We start from the raw sequence: 15,974 nt of genomic DNA, 5'->3' as shown, positions 1-15,974 counted from the left end.
GAAGCGTAATTTTTTATTCTTCCCGGCACCTATTGTGCTGTTTCTTGCTTGGTGGCGAACTTTTGGGGGGAGAGAGAAATCGTGAACATTTTATTCATGGGCCCTCCTGGGGCAGGCAAGGGAACACAAGCGGCTGAGATCATAAAAGAGTTTGGCATTCCGCATATTTCGACAGGAGATGCTTTCCGTTTGGCAATCAAACAAGAGACTCCAGTCGGATTGAAGGCTAAATCATTTATTGATCAAGGTTTGCTTGTACCAGATGATGTGACCATTGGGATAGTTGAAGAACGGCTGCAGCAGTCCGATTGCGAAAAAGGATTTCTATTGGATGGTTTTCCAAGAACTCTTTCGCAAGCGGAAGCGCTGGATGAAATTCTAAGCCGTTTGAATACTTCTTTGGATCATGTCATCAACTTGAATGTTGACCGTGGACTGTTGATGGCGCGTCTTACTGGACGTCGTATCTGCACAGTTTGCGGAGCATCCTACCATTTAATCTTCAACCCGCCGAAGCAAGATGGCATTTGCGACATTGATGGCGGTGAATTGTATCAACGTCCGGATGACAACGAAGAAAGTGTAGGCAAGCGTCTGGATGAGTATGATAACAAGACAGCGCCGCTGCTTGCGTTTTATGATAATAAAGGTCTTTTGCGTCAGGTAAATGGGGAAAACGAAATCAATGTCGTTTCTTCTGAAATCGTATCTTTATTGCGGGGTTAATGTAATGATCATTTGTAAATCCGAACAGGAACTTGCCTTTATGAGGGAAGCTGGTCGAATTGTTGCCGAGAGTCACCGTCTTATTGCTGAGGCCATTGAGCCTGGCATTACAACGGGCGATCTCGACAGAATCGCCGATCAATACATTCGCAGTCAAGGTGCTGTGCCGTCTTTCAAAGGCTACAACGGTTTTCCTGCCAGCATTTGCGCTTCAGTCAACGAACAATTAGTGCATGGATTTCCAGGTAAACGCAAACTGATCGAAGGCGATATTGTAACGCTGGATATCGGTGCAGAGTACCGCGGTTATCACGGTGATTCCGCCTGGACCTACGGTGTGGGCAGCATTTCCGAAGAGGCTCAGCGTTTGCTGGACGTTACGGAAGGCTCCTTGTACGCGGGACTGGCGTTAGTTAAACCGGATGTGCGCTTGTTTACAATCTCCCATGCTATCCAGCAATACATCGAAGAGGCTGGTTTCTCAGTCGTACGTGAGTATGTTGGTCATGGTATTGGGGCAAAACTGCATGAAGAACCGCAAATTCCGAATTATGGCATAGCGGACCGCGGACCACGTCTGAAACCGGGTATGGTACTCGCGATTGAGCCGATGGTAAACGTAGGAAAGAGACATGTCAGAACGCTGGAAGATAACTGGACTGTCGTTACGGTGGATGGCTCACTATGTGCTCACTTTGAGCATACAGTAGCAGTTACTCCGGACGGCATGGAAATTTTCACAAAACTGAATGCGTAGGTGATCTCCACTTGAATACTGTGAGCAGCCCGCAGGTTGGTCAATTAGTGAGAATTCTCAAAGGCAAAGATGCCGGAGAGGCAGCCGTTGTTATCGCAGTTGTTGATAGCAGATTTGTATACATTGCAGATGGAGACAAACGTAAGTTTGATGGGCCAAAGAAGAAGAATATTCTTCATCTTGAGCTCATACCCTTCATCAGCAGTGAGGTTGTGAACAGTTTGGAAGAAACTGGGCGGGTAACAAACGGAAAGCTGCGTTACGCAGTCATGAAGTATGCTGGACCCACCGGAATAAGTGCTGATGAGAAAGGAGACTAACTGTGGCTAAGGAAGATGTCATTGAAGTAGAAGGTACTGTCCTTGAACCGTTGCCAAATGCAACGTTTAAGGTTGAGCTTGAGAACGGTCATCAAATACTTGCCCATGTATCCGGTAAATTGCGGATGCACTTTATCCGTATTTTGACCGGAGACAAAGTGGTCGTGCAGTTATCGCCTTATGATTTATCAAAAGGTCGTATAACTTACCGTAAATAGATGGGAACTACGAAAAAAGTTTTGCTTCGCAAAACTTTGAGGAGGTAATTAACATGAAGGTAAGACCTTCTGTAAAGCCCATTTGCGAGAAATGTAAAGTAATCCGCCGCAAAGGGACTGTTATGGTGATTTGCGAAAATCCGAAACACAAACAAAAACAAGGTTAAGAAGGGGGTGTAGCGTAAAATGGCTCGTATAGCTGGAGTGGATTTGCCACGTGACAAACGCGTTGAGATCGCCTTGACTTATATTTTCGGAATCGGTAAAACGACTTCTCAGAAAATTCTTAATGAAACAGGCATTAGCGCTAATACACGTGTCCGTGATTTGACGGAAGATGAAGTCAGCAAACTGCGTGAAACGATCGACAAAACGGTTAAGGTTGAAGGTGACCTGCGTCGTGAAATTTCCTTGAATATTAAACGTCTTACTGAGATCGGCTGTTACCGCGGTGTTCGTCACCGTCGTGGATTGCCTGTTCGCGGTCAACGTACTAAAACCAATGCCCGTACCCGGAAAGGCCCGCGTCGTACGGTAGCAAACAAGAAGAAATAATAAGGGGGGATAAGAGACAATGGCTAAACCGAAAAAAGTCGTACGTACTAAACGTCGCGACCGTAAAAATATCGAATCCGGCGTGGCACATATTCGTTCCACGTTCAATAACACCATCGTTACCATCACAGATCCTCACGGAAATGCAATTTCCTGGGCAAGCTCCGGCGGCCAAGGATTTAAAGGTTCCCGTAAGTCGACTCCATTCGCAGCACAAATGGCAGCTGAATCAGCAGCTAAAGCAGCTATGGAGCACGGCATGAAGTCGGTTGAGGTTATGGTTAAAGGACCGGGCGCGGGCCGCGAAGCAGCCATCCGTTCCCTTCAAGCTGCAGGGCTTGAAGTTAACCTTATTAAAGACGTAACTCCGGTTCCTCACAATGGATGCCGTCCGCCGAAACGTCGTCGCGTATAGTGAAATCAGTATTGTAAATGTGGTATAATTCTGACGCATCTGCTAATAATAGGTGTTTAGGCATACTACATGATGCACCTGATGGGGTGACAGTTTCATATAGGAGCGACGTTGAAGGAGGGGTAAACTCGTGATAGAAATCGAAAAGCCGAAGATTGAGACCGTAGAAGCTAATGATGAAGGTACCTATGGGAAATTCGTAGTTGAACCGTTGGAACGTGGGTATGGCACGACTCTGGGGAATTCACTTCGCCGGATATTGCTTTCTTCGCTTCCAGGAGCCGCAGTGACTTCGGTCCAAATTGACGGCGTTCTGCATGAGTTCTCGACCGTTCCAGGCGTAATGGAAGATGTGACGGAGATCATTCTGAACCTTAAAGCCTTGTCCCTGAAGATTCATTCAGACGAGGAAAAAGTGTTTGAGATTGATGCCGAAGGGGAAGGCATCGTTACCGCAGGTGATATCCGTGCGGACAGCGATGTTGAGATCCTCAACCCGGATCTTCACATTGCAACGCTGGGACCTGGTGCGAGACTTCACATGCGTATTTTTGCAGGCCGTGGTCGCGGCTACGTCCAAGCGGACCGGAACAAACGCGACGATCAGCCAATTGGCGTTATCCCGGTTGACTCCATCTACACTCCTATTTCACGCGTTAACTACGGCATAGACAATACACGTGTTGGTCAAGTGACCAACTACGACAAATTGACGCTTGAAATTTGGACAGATGGCAGTATTAGACCGGAAGAGGCTGTAAGCCTCGGAGCCAAAATTTTGAACGAGCACCTCGTATTGTTCGTAGGTCTTACGGACGAAGCGAAAGACGCCGAAATTATGGTTGAAAAAGAAGAAGACAAAAAAGAAAAAGTGCTAGAGATGACAATCGAAGAGCTTGATCTTTCTGTCCGCTCCTACAACTGCCTCAAACGTGCTGGTATTAATACCGTACAAGAGCTTACCACGAAGACTGAAGAAGATATGATGAAGGTGCGTAACCTTGGTCGTAAATCTTTGGAAGAAGTTCAGGAGAAGCTTGAGGAACTTGGTTTGGGACTACGTACAGAAGAATAACTACAGATTGTTACAGTAAAGGAGGGAAAACACATGGCATACCAAAAATTGGGCCGTGATTCCAGTGCGCGTAAAGCGTTATTTCGCGACATGGTAACGGATCTATTTTTATACGAGCGCATCCAAACAACGGAAGCTAAAGCGAAAGAAGTTCGTTCTATCGCTGAAAAGTTGATCACTAAAGCTAAAAAAGGCGATCTTCATGCTCGTCGTCAAGTAGCTGCATTTGTTCGCCGCGAGACTGTTGATGGTGAACAAGATGCAATTCAAAAATTGTTCTCTGACATTGCTCCTCGTTACACAGAGCGTCCAGGTGGATACACTCGTATCCTGAAACTCGGACCTCGTCGTGGGGACGCTGCGCCTATGGTTTATCTTGAATTGGTAGACCGCGCGTAGTATCACAAGTATTGATTTCCGATGCTTCCCTTTCATCCGGCCCTCTTTAGAGTAAAGATGGGGGAAATATCAGCGTTATTGTGCTGCAGAGGCGCAAGACTCTGCTGTACTAATAACCGTGGGAATCACCTTGGTTCAATTGAAGGAGCTCCCGCAGGGGCTCTTTTTTTTGAAATAATGGAGTGAAGTGTTAATGGATGCCGTCCTTCTAGGGACGGCAAAGCCATTTCTTCCTCTTGAATAAGATCAGACAGTGCTTCGATCGACGTTTCTGCTGAACGGTTTAAAAAGGAGAACGGAATGCGTAATCTATTGATGAAGGTCAATTATGACGGAACAAATTATGATGGCTTTCAGACCCAGCCTCAGGGCAATACGATTCAAGATCGGCTGGAGCAAGCGATACTCCATCTGACAGGTGAGGAGCTTAAGATTACTGCTTCTGGTCGCACAGATGCCGGAGTACACGCCTACGGTCAGCCTTTTAACTTTACGACCTCCTCTCGAATCCCACTTGAACGTTGGTGTCTGGCGCTTAATGCCCGGCTGCCACAAGATATCGTGGTTACTGAGGCTAGGGAAGTACCGCTGACGTTTCACTCTCGTAGAGGAGCTAAGCGTAAAACTTACCGATACACGATTAACGGCAACAGGTTTCCAGACCCGTTTCAACGGCGCTGGCAGCTTCATCATCCGGTGAGGTTGGACATTCCTGCGATGCAGCAAGGCTTAACGCATATTTTAGGGACACATGACTTCACTTCGTTTGCTTCACGGAAGTCTACTAAGGCCTCTCATGTACGAACGATCTTTGAAGCTCATATGGAAGTAGACCGCAGCATTTGCCGACCCTCTTCATTAGATCAGGGAGTGATCCAAACTTATATAACGGGTAGTGGATTTCTTCAGCATATGGTTCGCATTATTATGGGGACTTTGATCCATGTGGGGGAAGGTAAAATAGATGCTGATCATGTTGCTGAGATATTGGCGGCATGTGATCGTTCTGCTGCTGGTCCAACAGCTATGGCCAAGGGGTTGGCTTTGTGGAGTGTAGAATATGACGAGACTGAAAGTGAATCTTTTTTTCTATAAATTTCTTCCTGAATAATAGGCTGAATGTTTAAAAATCACTTGCACTTGTTATGTTTATACTGTAATATAAAAGTTGTGTTTTCTTGATGGCTATCCCACAGCCCCGATCAAGGAAATGCCAAAAAAATGCTTTGCTTAACTCACATAATTGTAATTCAATGAGAAACAAGATATACGAAACAGAAGATTTTCGTACGAGAACAAGGAGGAAACATTCATGCGTACCACCTATATGGCGAAGCCGAACGAAGTTGAACGCAATTGGCACATTATTGATGCCGAAGGCAAGACACTCGGTCGTTTGGCCAGCGAAGCCGCTGCTTTGATCCGTGGCAAACACAAACCGCAATTCACTCCACACGTTGATACAGGAGATTTCGTTATCGTAATCAACGCTGAGAAGATTCACTTGACCGGTAAGAAATTGCAAAACAAGAAATACTACCGTCACTCGATGCACCCAGGTGGCTTGAAAGTTACTAATGCTGAAACTTTGCTGAATACTAAACCAGAACGCGTAATTGAATTCGCTGTTCATGGTATGATTCCTAAGACTCGTCAAGGGGACCACATGAAGCTGAGATTGAAAGTATATGCAGGCGCCGAGCATCCACATGCAGCACAAAAACCTGAAGTTTACGAACTTCGCGGATAAGAATAGAGGAGGACAGTTTCATGGCACAAGTACAATACTATGGGACAGGTCGTCGTAAACATTCGGTAGCACGTGTTCGCCTTGTACCGGGTGAAGGACGCATTGTCATTAACAAACGTGAGATGGACGAATATTTCGGTGTGGAAACACTGAAAATGATCGTAAAACAACCTTTGAACCTGACTGAAACACTAGGCAACTACGATGTAATCGTTCTTGCACATGGTGGCGGCATTTCCGGTCAAGCTGGAGCAATTCGTCACGGTATCTCCCGTGCATTGCTTAAAGTTGACCCTGAATATCGCGGTGCGCTTAAGAAAGCCGGCTTCCTGACTCGTGACCCACGTATGAAGGAACGTAAGAAATACGGCTTGAAGGCTGCACGTCGTGCGCCTCAGTTCTCGAAACGTTAATATTTATCAAGAATTCAACCCTTGGCCTTTACGGTCGAGGGTTTTATTTTTTTAGCAGCCCCTTTCGAACAAGAAATGGGCTTTTTTTGCATTCATTTACTAATTCTGAGGGTTGAAACTCATTGACTTCCTCAGTAAAAGTTATATACTATTTCATATAGAAATAGTTGGTTTTATTACTTCTTTTACCTCATTTATTCATACGATTAATATTTTGGATGGAGGAATACCTTAATGAACCTGCTCGAGAAAGAAGATTTGATCAGAATAAAGGCCGAAGAATTAGAGAGTGCTTCACCCGAGGATATTATCCGCTGGGCTGTAGAAACATTTCCTAACATTACTTTTGCCTGCAGCTTTGGTGCCGAAGATGTAGTGCTTGTTGATATGCTTCACAAAGTTAGTCCATCTACTGATGTCTTTTATCTCGATACAGATTATCATTTTAAGGAAACCTACGAAACCAGAGATTTGATGGCAGACAAATACGGATTAGAGTTTGTACGAGTGTCTCCGCAACTCACCACGCAGGAGCAAGCACTTCAATACGGTGATGCGCTATGGACGGTTGACCCAAATCAATGCTGTGGTATTCGTAAAGTTGAACCATTGACTCGTATATTATCTCAATATGAGGCATGGATTACTGGAATTCGTCGCGATCAAGCGCCTACCCGTGCAAATTCTAAAAAGGTCGAGTATGATTATAAATTTGGTTTAGTGAAGTTTAATCCTATTGCGGATTGGACGTCAGAAGATGTATGGAACTATATTCGTGAAAATGACATAATCTATAACCCTCTACATGACCGTAACTATCCAAGTATTGGCTGTGAGCAATGTACACGTCAGGTTATGCCAGGTGAAGATCCGCGTGCTGGCCGTTGGTCTGGATCAGAGAAGACAGAGTGCGGATTGCACAAGTAAGACATATCCCTGTGGGAACATAGAAGGAGAGACTAAGATGACTTCAATACGTCCGCATGGCGGAGCTTTGGTTAACCGTGTAGTAGAGGGTACTGAAAGAGAAGAATTGCTAAATCTCGCGCGTGATAGCAAGGCAATTGCCTTAAATACTTGGACTTTATCCGATTTGGATCTTATAGCTGTAGGAGCATTTTCGCCACTGACAGGCTTTTTAAATGAGCAAGACTATCATTCAGTAGTAAAAAACATGCGATTAGCAGATGGAACAGTGTGGAGCATTCCAATAACACTGGCTGTAGAAGATGATGTGGCTGCCAGTTTATCAATTGGGGATAAAGTTTCTTTAATCGGTGAAGACGATGGCGAGATTTACGGTTTATTGAATATTGAGAGTATTTATACTGTAGATCAAACGATTGAAGCACAAAATGTCTTCAAGACAACAGATCCTGAACATCCTGGTGTGAGTAAGCTGTTGGCTCGTCCTGCAACTTATGTTGGAGGGCCGATTACAGTCTTGAACCGCCCACAGCCAGAGAAGTTCGGTGAATTTTATTTTGATCCTGCGGATACGCGGAAGATATTTGCTGAAAAGGGCTGGAGAACGGTTGTCGGCTTCCAAACACGCAATCCGGTCCACCGAGCTCACGAGTACATTCAAAAGTGCGCTATGGAGGTTGTAGACGCTCTATTCCTAAATCCACTTGTTGGTGAGACGAAGTCAGATGATGTACCGGCAAATGTACGGATGAAGAGCTATCTGGCGCTTTTGGAGAACTATTATCCTGAGGATCGTACCTTCCTTGGTGTTTTTCCGGCGGCAATGCGTTATGCAGGCCCTAGAGAAGCGATTTTCCATGCCATGGTTCGCAAAAATTACGGCTGTACTCATTTCATCGTCGGTCGTGACCACGCTGGGGTAGGTGATTATTACGGCACTTATGAAGCACAGGAAATTTTCTCGAATTTTAGTGCTGAAGAACTTGATATTACTCCATTATTTTTTGAACATAGCTTCTTCTGTAAAAAATGCGGGAATATGGCATCCAGTAAAACTTGCCCACATCCTAGTGACGATCACATGACATTGTCGGGTACGAAGGTACGTGCTTTGCTCCGTGATGGCCAATGTCCTCCGACAGAATTTACGCGGCCTGAGGTTGCGAAGATTCTGATTGAAGGTATGACTCAAGAAGTTACAGCTTAATCATTAACAGCTAGTACTATTTGACCTTCTTGTCCCATATAGATGAGTATTATCTATCGGGACGAGGGGGTCTTTGTTATGTCTGGCCGAAAGCAGAGTAAAGTCTCGGTCTGGATTTCATGGAGCAGTATCAAAAAAAGTATGCTTGGCGTGATGCTGCTAGCTATAATGATTGGAATTATCGCGTATGACATGCCTACCGCTAAAACACTAAATTATTGGAGTCTGCCCTTGTCGGGAAAAGTTATTGCTCTCGATGCGGGGCATGGTGGAGCTGATGGAGGAGCGGTTAGCCGGGAAGGGCTAATTGAGAAAGATATTAATCTCGCGGTATCGCTTTATTTGCGTGATTATCTGCAACAGGCAGGGGCTATTGTAGTAATGACTCGTGAGGGTGATTATGATTTGGCTCAGGAAGGTACTAAGGGCTATTCTAAGCGTAAGACAGAAGATCTTAAACAAAGAGTAAGAAGTATCGAAGAAAAAGGCGCAGACCTTTTTATAAGCGTTCACATGAACAGTGTCCCTTCCAATCGTTGGAGTGGAGCACAGACCTTTTACTACCCCAATCACAAGGATAATAAAGCTATAGCGGAGTTTGTGCAGAGTGAGCTGAAGACTACGCTGGAGAATACGGATCGTGTGGCTAAGACAGTGAATACTGTTTATCTGTTAAAAGCATTGAAAATACCAGCGGTACTTGTAGAAGTTGGCTTCTTATCACATCCTCAGGAATCTGCTCTACTTGGAAATGATGTCTATCAGCGTAAGGTTGCGACTAGCATTTATCGGGGGATTCTTCGGTACGCCTCCGAGTAGTCAGGACTACTCATGGGGAGACAGGTAATGCTATAATAGACAAAAACTCCGGAGAATTTCTCAACCGGAAAGGAAACAGAGGTGCTTCCCATGCTGACTAAGGAACAAATTCAGGAAATACTGCAGCCATTAACAGACTCTGAAACTGGAAAAAGCCTTGTGGAACTACAGCTGATCCGTGACATTATGATTAAAGAAGACCGTATTTCTTTATCTATCATATGTCTGAATCCTGAAGAGCAAAGTCGCATGGATCTAGAACAACAGGTTCGTGAATTGCTTGAAGCGGGTGGGGTTTCTAATGTACATATCCGGCTTCGTGATGCAACCGATTATGAACGTGCTATACTTCGCGGAGAGAGCGTAGAGGATTTCGATGAACCTGGGAAACTTAAAGGACATGCAGCAGGCCTTGATGACCATGAATTAATTAGCGAGAGCTCTGGCGTGAACTTTATCGCCGTGGCCAGCGGCAAAGGTGGAGTTGGTAAGTCAACCGTAACGGTGAATTTGGCCGTAGCCCTTGCAAGAAAAGGGAAAAAAGTTGGTCTTATCGATGCTGATATTTATGGTTTCAGTATTCCCGATATGATGGGGATCGAAGAGGGACCAGTTGTAGAAGAAGGAACGATTATTCCTGTGGAACGTTTTGGAGTGAAGGTCATGTCTATGGGCTTCTTTATTCGTGAGAATAGTCCAGTTATTTGGCGGGGACCTATGCTGGGTAAAATGCTTCGCCAGTTCTTCAATGATGTTGGTTGGGGTGAACTTGATTATATGCTGCTTGATCTTCCCCCAGGTACTGGTGATGTGGCACTTGACGTGCATCAGATGCTGCCTCACAGCAAAGAGATTATAGTTACGACACCTCACGCTACCGCAGCGTTTGTGGCGGCTAGAGCGGGCTCTATGGCTCTACAGACAGATCATGAGATTATTGGAGTCATTGAGAATATGGCTTATTATGAGTGCACTGACTGTGGTAAGAAAGATTATATCTTTGGCAGAGGCGGAGGAGCGAGGCTTGCCGAGACGCTTCATACGGAGCTGCTTGCACAAATACCGCTAGGTGCACCGGACAACCATATTTCCGAACCGGATTTCTCACCTTCTGTATACAAAGAAGAGACACCATCAGGACAATTATTTGCAGAAATTGCTGATAAACTTATTGCCAAATATGAGCACTAACTCTTGTGCATAAAAAAGAGGCCTTCCCACACGTATTAGTGGGATAAGGCCTTTTTTTTAAGAACTTGAATCATCGCCGCTGCCGCCGCCACTGCTTTCCTGTTTGTCGCCACCTTCGCTACCCTTTTCTTTTTTCTCTTTTGGTTCAAGTTCTTCTTGTACGACTTTTTTAAGTAAATTCAATACTTCCATGCGAAATAATGGAGTTTGCATGGATTCCTGCATGGTCTTCATGGATTGTTTACGGTAATCAGGTGTTTTGGTGAGATTTAAAAACATTGTCATCATTTCTGGAGACTTCATAATTTCTTCGACTGATTTCTGATAAGTGGGATCCTTAATTAGCTGTAGGTGTAGTTCCTTGCTTTGTGATTGAATGGCTTTAGCAAAATCGCCCGCGAATTTGGGATCAGTCATTATCTTCTCGATTTCCTTCTGATATTCCGGTGCAGTGAGAGTATTTTTAACAGCGAGCTTGATCTCCTCTGTTGTTTGAAGTGGCATCATCTTCATGCTCATTCCACTGGAACCGCTAGAGCTGGAGCTTGATAATGATTCCTCAACCGCTTTTTTACCCTCATCGCTTTTCAATATATCTAAAACCATGGTCTTCGTTTCTTTATAACTGCCTTGTCCGGAAGAAGAACTGCTCTGCTCACTTCCGCAAGCCGTTAAGGCCATAACAAAGCTCAATGCCAAACCCACAGATCCGATAAATCTCCATTTCATTGGCGCTGCCCTCCTTTATAGGATTCTCTAGATGTATTATGCCGAATTAGATCACATTTATGTTGTGGGTGTAATGGTGTTTTGTCGGTATCCTTGGTAAAATAAATCTGACAAGAGGAGGTGAATTGGCTGAGTATAAAAAAATGGTTTCATTTATTTTGGACTACCCTCCTTATAGGAGCGGGTGGGGCTGTAATCGCTGGTCTGGCACTGCAATTCGTAAATGGTAAGATTGATTTCAAAAGTGTCGGGGATTTCTTTTTATACCCGCTGATTCTGCTTGGCTACGGTATGCTTGTAAGCGTTTATTCGCAACTTGGTTTTTTTGCCTATTTGATTTTGAATTATATGGGTAACGGCGTTTTTCCACAAAAGGTTTGGAAATACATACAACTAGTGCTTTCTGTGCTCGCATTGCTTGAACTGATTTTTTTGCGTACCGTCGTTGGCGGGGAAAGAAATGTTATGTCTGATCTAATATTAGGAATCGTTATTTTGCTAGCAGCTCTTATTGTTTCTTATTTCAAAGTAAAAAGTACAAACATCTCAGCTTTGATTCCAACCTTCTTTTTTATGACAGCTATTTCAATTGTGGAAGTTATTGGCGTGCTCCGTATAGGTGTTGATAGTGCAACGGTATTTATTGTTGTTCCGCTTATCGCTTGTAATGCATTCCAAATTCTGATGCTACACCGTATTCTGAAGCCGGCAGCCGGATAATGAATGGGGAAGGCACTAAACAAAGAACCCCGTGCTCTGATCTCAGAAGACGGGTTTTTTTGCTCTAACTGTATCTTAACGATTAAAATCTGATTGTAGAGGTTAATCTTAAAGAACGATACGCTCACAAAACTTAGTAGATGCTTCCGAAGTGAGTTTTGTACGAAGTAACACAAGTGTAGTAACGCTCACAAAACTAAGTGTATGCTTCCGATGCGAGTTTTGTACGAGGCTCATCAATGATACATATGCTTTACAAAACTAAGTGGATGCTTCCGAAGTGAGTTTTGTACGAAGTATCTCAAGTGTAGTAACGCTCACAAAACTAAGCGTATGCTTTCGAAGTAAGTTTTGTACGAAGCGTCCTGATGATGCATATGCTTTACAAAACTTAGTAGATGCTTCCGAAGTGAGTTTTGTACGAAGTAACACAAGTGTAGTAACGCTCACAAAACTTTTAGGAGGGGAATATATGGACATCAAGCGCTATATGATAAAAGACACAAAAGAAATCCGGCTTAACAAGCTGGATCCGGACGACACAGGTGTTTTTAAATCCAAAAAAGAAGTAGAAGCCAAAACAGAAGAGCTTAAAGCACGTTTGGCAGAGCTCCAAGATATTTTGTTTGCTCAGAAAAAGCATTCGCTGCTTGTTATTCTGCAAGGAATGGATTCCAGCGGTAAGGATGGCACGGTTAAGCATATTTTTTCAGGCATTAATCCACAAGGGTTTATAGTGACCAGCTTCAAGAAACCATCTCTAGAGGAAGAGGCTCATGATTTTCTATGGAGGGTTCATCAGAAGACACCCCCTAAGGGATATATCTCTGCATTTAACCGCTCGCATTATGAAGATGTATTGGTACCACGGGTACACGGAGGGTTAAAAAAGGATGACTTGAAGCGTCGCTTTCGTTACATACGGCAGTTCGAGGAAATGCTGGTGGAAGAGGGGACGACAATTATCAAGCTTTTTCTGCATATTTCTAAAGAGAAGCAGCTGAAGAAGATTAAGGAACGGCTTGAAGATCCCAAAAAACATTGGAAATTCGATGCAAGTGATCTCCAGGAGCGGGAGTATTGGGATGATTACCAAGAAGCATATGAAGATGTTTTCAAGGAATCTAGCATAGATAAAGCACCCTGGTACTGGATACCCGCCAATCATCAATGGTACCGCAACTATTTGACCTTATCCATCGTTGTAAAGACACTGGAGAGTCTGGATCTGAGCTATCCGAAGCTGAATACCCCCACACCTGACATATCGGAACTCATTTCTCCACGTCATTAATCCTTTGGACAGATCAACATCCATTACGGCACCAGAGATTGAATGTGTTTTTACAGCCCAGCTGCGTCCTCAATGGCATTACTCAGTGAAGCTGAGTCGCGTACTTCTTTACCTTCGGTGTTGCTTTGACTAATCAGCTCAGAGACGGTAACGAATTCATAACCTTGTCTGCGGAGCTCGTCGATAATGAGTGGAAGTGCTTCATGTGTTTGTTTACAGGAATCACTGGCATGTAGAAGGACGATATCACCTGGATGCGCTTTTGTCGTTACACGCTTCACGATATTGTCTACGCCGATGTTCTTCCAGTCCAGGGAGTCTGTATCCCATTGAATGACCTTGTAGCCGAGATCGCTGGCAACCTGAAGGACTCTTTTGTCAAAATCACCATTAGGCATACGAATCAAATTGGGTTCAGTGCCGGTTAATTCGGTAAGTACGGTGTGAGCCGTTGAGATCTGTGTACGAATTTCTTCGTTGCTTAGTGTGCTGTAATTGACGTGTTTATGACCATGACTTCCAATTTCAAAACCTGCATTCTTGATGTTAGTTACAATGTCTGGGTGAGTCTTACTCCATGGAGACGATAGGAAGAAGGTGGCTTTGTCCACTTTCTTGTCTTCAAGTACCTTCAAAATTGGTTCGGGTCTTTTCTCCCCCCAGCTAATATCGAAGGTCAGGGCAATCAGCTTCTTCTCTGTTGGTACACTGTAGATCGCGGAAGGTCCGGATTCAGAAAAAACGGTTATGTTTCCCCTCTCGACATAGACAACTCCAGCAGCAAGAAGCACAGCGGCGAAGATATAGATGAATCGTTTAATCTTTTTGCCGCTGAATACATAAAAAGAATTCATAATGACAGCGCTCCTCTCCCATGCGAAATGCTTGTTTGTTCTAAATGTATGCTCGTACCGCAAGGTTATGACCTAAGAAACAGAGATCACAATTTCAGGAGGGTATTTATGTTGTCGTTCTTCACGTTTATTAAAGATCTAAAAACGATCCGGAAGGCTTTATTGCTATCCTGTCTGCTCTTCGCAGTAGGAGCGGTTATAGGGTGGGTAGCTACTAGCAGTCTGGAAAAGCTATTGGTTCAGCAATTAGAGGGGCTCAGTGAAATCAGTGGCAACCTTAGAGATTCTTCTAATCCGCAATGGAGCTTCTTTGTATTTATATTTTTAAATAACAGCATCAAGGGTGTTCTTATCATATTTTTAGGGGCGTTATTCGGTATACTGCCAGCCATATTCTTATTTATTAACGGAGCGGTTATCGGCTATCTGATTCATTTATCAGCACTGCAAGGACAGGACTTGTTCGAGCTTATTGTAAAAGGACTGCTGCCACACGGGATTATAGAGATTCCGGCAATCATTATTGCTTGTGCATTTGGACTGCAGTTCGGCGGGAAAGTAGTTGCAAGTCTGTTTAGCTCATCCACTAAAAAAGTGAACAGAGGTGTTGAGTGGTCTTCGTTCATGCGTCAAACACTTACGGCATCTATTTGGACAATAATCCTGTTATTTGTTGCAGCCATCATTGAAAGCACAATAACTTTTTCTCTTTTATCATAAAACTTCCGAGAATGGAGCATAACATTAAAGCTATTCATCCAAGGATTGCCTAAAGGTCAGAAGTATATAATCGTGACGAAACCATAAAGGGAATTTTTAATAATTATGGTTATAAAAAGAGTACTCCGGTTAATCTAGTGTAAGAGGATCTTAAGGCAGCTTTCTCCATGAGATGGACTAACTAATTATGTACAAGGGGTTTTTGGTTTTAGTGAATGTGTTACTTGCAACTTCATGAAGGAGGCCAAGCATATGTTGGGAATGTTGTTCAACGAAAAAGAATGCAAGGAACTGGATTATGTTTTGCGGAAAGAACTTGATGAGATGCTGTTAGATTTGAGCGATCAGCGCTTGGACCAAAATATCAGGCATGCCATCGCCAATAGATATAAGACTGTATTTCGTATGTATGCTCGTTTTGCTCCTCAGAAAGAGCTTTCCAAGTATGCGTGGGGTGGACGTTCTTCTCAGTATAAACACTAAGGATAAGCGGTAAATGCAAGAGTCTTATATGAATTTAAGATTTTTTAATAAAATAGCTTGACTAAAAAGGAGTGCTCGTGATAAATTATATCTCGCGCTCCTTTTGCTTGTGTAAAAGGGAAGCGGAAGGCAAGAAAAGTTGAAAAAAACTTTTTCAAAAAAAAGACTTGCCAAACAACGAAACACTATGATATATTATAAAGGTCGCCGCTGACAAACAACGACGATAAAATGAGAGACATTGATCTTTGAAAACTGAACAACGAGTGAGTGGGAAATCACGAAAGTGAAATCCGAAATTAGAGAATTAATTTTCTCGTCAGATGTTTCAAAATGAGCATATCGCTCTTTTCAATACTAATTGGAGAGTTTGATCCTGGCTCAGGACGAACGCTGGCGGCG

22 protein-coding genes are annotated in these 15,974 nt (G+C 43.8%); 20 read left to right on the top strand and 2 right to left on the bottom strand.

Annotation, left to right across the window (positions count from 1 at the left end; translation table 11 throughout):
* The first annotated feature begins 81 nt into the window (after positions 1 to 81).
* The 16 genes from PAENI_RS21030 (at position 82) to PAENI_RS20955 (ending at position 10,772) form a co-directional block, all read left to right on the top strand.
* The gene (locus PAENI_RS21030) at positions 82 to 726 is read left to right on the top strand and encodes an adenylate kinase (protein ID WP_042131217.1); all 645 of its coding nucleotides are present in this window, start codon (positions 82 to 84) and stop codon (positions 724 to 726) included.
* 4 nt (positions 727 to 730) lie between these two features.
* Positions 731 to 1,483, top strand: a complete 753-nt coding sequence (gene map / locus PAENI_RS21025) for a type I methionyl aminopeptidase (RefSeq protein WP_042192159.1) — start codon at positions 731 to 733, stop codon at positions 1,481 to 1,483.
* Between the two features lie 11 nt (positions 1,484 to 1,494).
* Entirely contained in the window at positions 1,495 to 1,803 is a 309-nt protein-coding gene (locus tag PAENI_RS21020; protein WP_042131215.1) for a KOW domain-containing RNA-binding protein, read from the top strand.
* Between the two features lie 2 nt (positions 1,804 to 1,805).
* Positions 1,806 to 2,021: a translation initiation factor IF-1 gene (gene infA, locus PAENI_RS21015; RefSeq protein ID WP_036652996.1), complete on the top strand. Its 216-nt coding sequence runs from the start codon at positions 1,806 to 1,808 to the stop codon at positions 2,019 to 2,021.
* Positions 2,022 to 2,074: 53 nt separating this feature from the next.
* Positions 2,075 to 2,188 carry a 50S ribosomal protein L36 gene (rpmJ, locus tag PAENI_RS21010; RefSeq protein ID WP_003322638.1) on the top strand — a complete coding sequence of 38 codons (114 nt, stop codon included), beginning with the start codon at positions 2,075 to 2,077 and terminating at the stop codon, positions 2,186 to 2,188.
* A gap of 19 nt (positions 2,189 to 2,207) precedes the next feature.
* Positions 2,208 to 2,576: a 30S ribosomal protein S13 gene (gene rpsM, locus PAENI_RS21005; protein WP_036680583.1), complete on the top strand. Its 369-nt coding sequence runs from the start codon at positions 2,208 to 2,210 to the stop codon at positions 2,574 to 2,576.
* Positions 2,577 to 2,595: 19 nt separating this feature from the next.
* Complete coding sequence (gene rpsK / locus PAENI_RS21000) at positions 2,596 to 2,991, top strand: 30S ribosomal protein S11 (protein WP_019908251.1); 396 nt, start codon at positions 2,596 to 2,598, stop codon at positions 2,989 to 2,991.
* Positions 2,992 to 3,121: 130 nt separating this feature from the next.
* Positions 3,122 to 4,066, top strand: coding sequence for a DNA-directed RNA polymerase subunit alpha (locus PAENI_RS20995; protein WP_036680585.1), 945 nt, complete (start codon positions 3,122 to 3,124; stop codon positions 4,064 to 4,066).
* A 33-nt stretch (positions 4,067 to 4,099) separates the two neighbouring features.
* Positions 4,100 to 4,465, top strand: a complete 366-nt coding sequence (rplQ, locus tag PAENI_RS20990; protein WP_019908254.1) for a 50S ribosomal protein L17 — start codon at positions 4,100 to 4,102, stop codon at positions 4,463 to 4,465.
* A 300-nt stretch (positions 4,466 to 4,765) separates the two neighbouring features.
* On the top strand, positions 4,766 to 5,560 hold the full coding sequence (gene truA, locus PAENI_RS20985; protein WP_149646626.1) for a tRNA pseudouridine(38-40) synthase TruA: 795 nt from the start codon (positions 4,766 to 4,768) through the stop codon (positions 5,558 to 5,560).
* Positions 5,561 to 5,777: 217 nt separating this feature from the next.
* On the top strand, positions 5,778 to 6,215 hold the full coding sequence (rplM, locus tag PAENI_RS20980) for a 50S ribosomal protein L13 (RefSeq protein WP_036680589.1): 438 nt from the start codon (positions 5,778 to 5,780) through the stop codon (positions 6,213 to 6,215).
* A 20-nt stretch (positions 6,216 to 6,235) separates the two neighbouring features.
* Positions 6,236 to 6,628 carry a 30S ribosomal protein S9 gene (gene rpsI, locus PAENI_RS20975; protein ID WP_025706574.1) on the top strand — a complete coding sequence of 131 codons (393 nt, stop codon included), beginning with the start codon at positions 6,236 to 6,238 and terminating at the stop codon, positions 6,626 to 6,628.
* Positions 6,629 to 6,862: 234 nt separating this feature from the next.
* Entirely contained in the window at positions 6,863 to 7,555 is a 693-nt protein-coding gene (locus PAENI_RS20970; RefSeq protein WP_149646625.1) for a phosphoadenylyl-sulfate reductase, read from the top strand.
* 37 nt (positions 7,556 to 7,592) lie between these two features.
* Positions 7,593 to 8,762, top strand: a complete 1,170-nt coding sequence (sat, locus tag PAENI_RS20965; protein ID WP_149646624.1) for a sulfate adenylyltransferase — start codon at positions 7,593 to 7,595, stop codon at positions 8,760 to 8,762.
* 78 nt (positions 8,763 to 8,840) lie between these two features.
* A complete protein-coding gene (gene cwlD / locus PAENI_RS20960; RefSeq protein ID WP_042192151.1) occupies positions 8,841 to 9,581 on the top strand; it encodes an N-acetylmuramoyl-L-alanine amidase CwlD in 741 nt (246 codons plus the stop codon).
* A 90-nt stretch (positions 9,582 to 9,671) separates the two neighbouring features.
* Positions 9,672 to 10,772, top strand: coding sequence for an Mrp/NBP35 family ATP-binding protein (locus tag PAENI_RS20955; RefSeq protein ID WP_076300967.1), 1,101 nt, complete (start codon positions 9,672 to 9,674; stop codon positions 10,770 to 10,772).
* Positions 10,773 to 10,829: 57 nt separating this feature from the next.
* Here the strand turns inward: PAENI_RS20955 and gerD are convergent, their stop codons facing one another.
* On the bottom strand, positions 10,830 to 11,501 hold the full coding sequence (gerD, locus tag PAENI_RS20950; RefSeq protein ID WP_149646623.1) for a spore germination lipoprotein GerD: 672 nt from the start codon (positions 11,499 to 11,501) through the stop codon (positions 10,830 to 10,832).
* A gap of 129 nt (positions 11,502 to 11,630) precedes the next feature.
* On the opposite strand from gerD, the gene PAENI_RS20945 reads away from it, so the two are divergent.
* Positions 11,631 to 12,221 (top strand): KinB-signaling pathway activation protein, encoded by a 591-nt coding sequence (locus PAENI_RS20945; protein WP_149646632.1) that lies wholly within the window; start codon positions 11,631 to 11,633, stop codon positions 12,219 to 12,221.
* A gap of 472 nt (positions 12,222 to 12,693) precedes the next feature.
* The gene (locus PAENI_RS20940; protein ID WP_042192144.1) at positions 12,694 to 13,515 is read left to right on the top strand and encodes a PPK2 family polyphosphate kinase; all 822 of its coding nucleotides are present in this window, start codon (positions 12,694 to 12,696) and stop codon (positions 13,513 to 13,515) included.
* Between the two features lie 50 nt (positions 13,516 to 13,565).
* On the opposite strand, the gene pdaB is transcribed toward PAENI_RS20940, so the two are convergent.
* The gene (gene pdaB / locus PAENI_RS20935) at positions 13,566 to 14,369 is read right to left on the bottom strand and encodes a polysaccharide deacetylase family sporulation protein PdaB (RefSeq protein WP_042192142.1); all 804 of its coding nucleotides are present in this window, start codon (positions 14,367 to 14,369) and stop codon (positions 13,566 to 13,568) included.
* Positions 14,370 to 14,477: 108 nt separating this feature from the next.
* Between pdaB and PAENI_RS20930 the strand changes: the two genes are divergently transcribed.
* On the top strand, positions 14,478 to 15,089 hold the full coding sequence (locus PAENI_RS20930; protein WP_042192138.1) for a stage II sporulation protein M: 612 nt from the start codon (positions 14,478 to 14,480) through the stop codon (positions 15,087 to 15,089).
* A 252-nt stretch (positions 15,090 to 15,341) separates the two neighbouring features.
* Positions 15,342 to 15,572 (top strand): hypothetical protein, encoded by a 231-nt coding sequence (locus PAENI_RS20925; protein ID WP_036680631.1) that lies wholly within the window; start codon positions 15,342 to 15,344, stop codon positions 15,570 to 15,572.
* Positions 15,573 to 15,974: the final 402 nt, after the last annotated feature.

The organism is Paenibacillus sp. B2(2019) (assembly GCF_008370385.1).
In the GTDB taxonomy this organism is placed as follows: Bacteria; Bacillota; Bacilli; order Paenibacillales; family Paenibacillaceae; genus Paenibacillus_AQ.
Note: the sequence above shows the minus strand (reverse complement) of the source record. Positions and strands in the feature narration are given on the sequence as shown.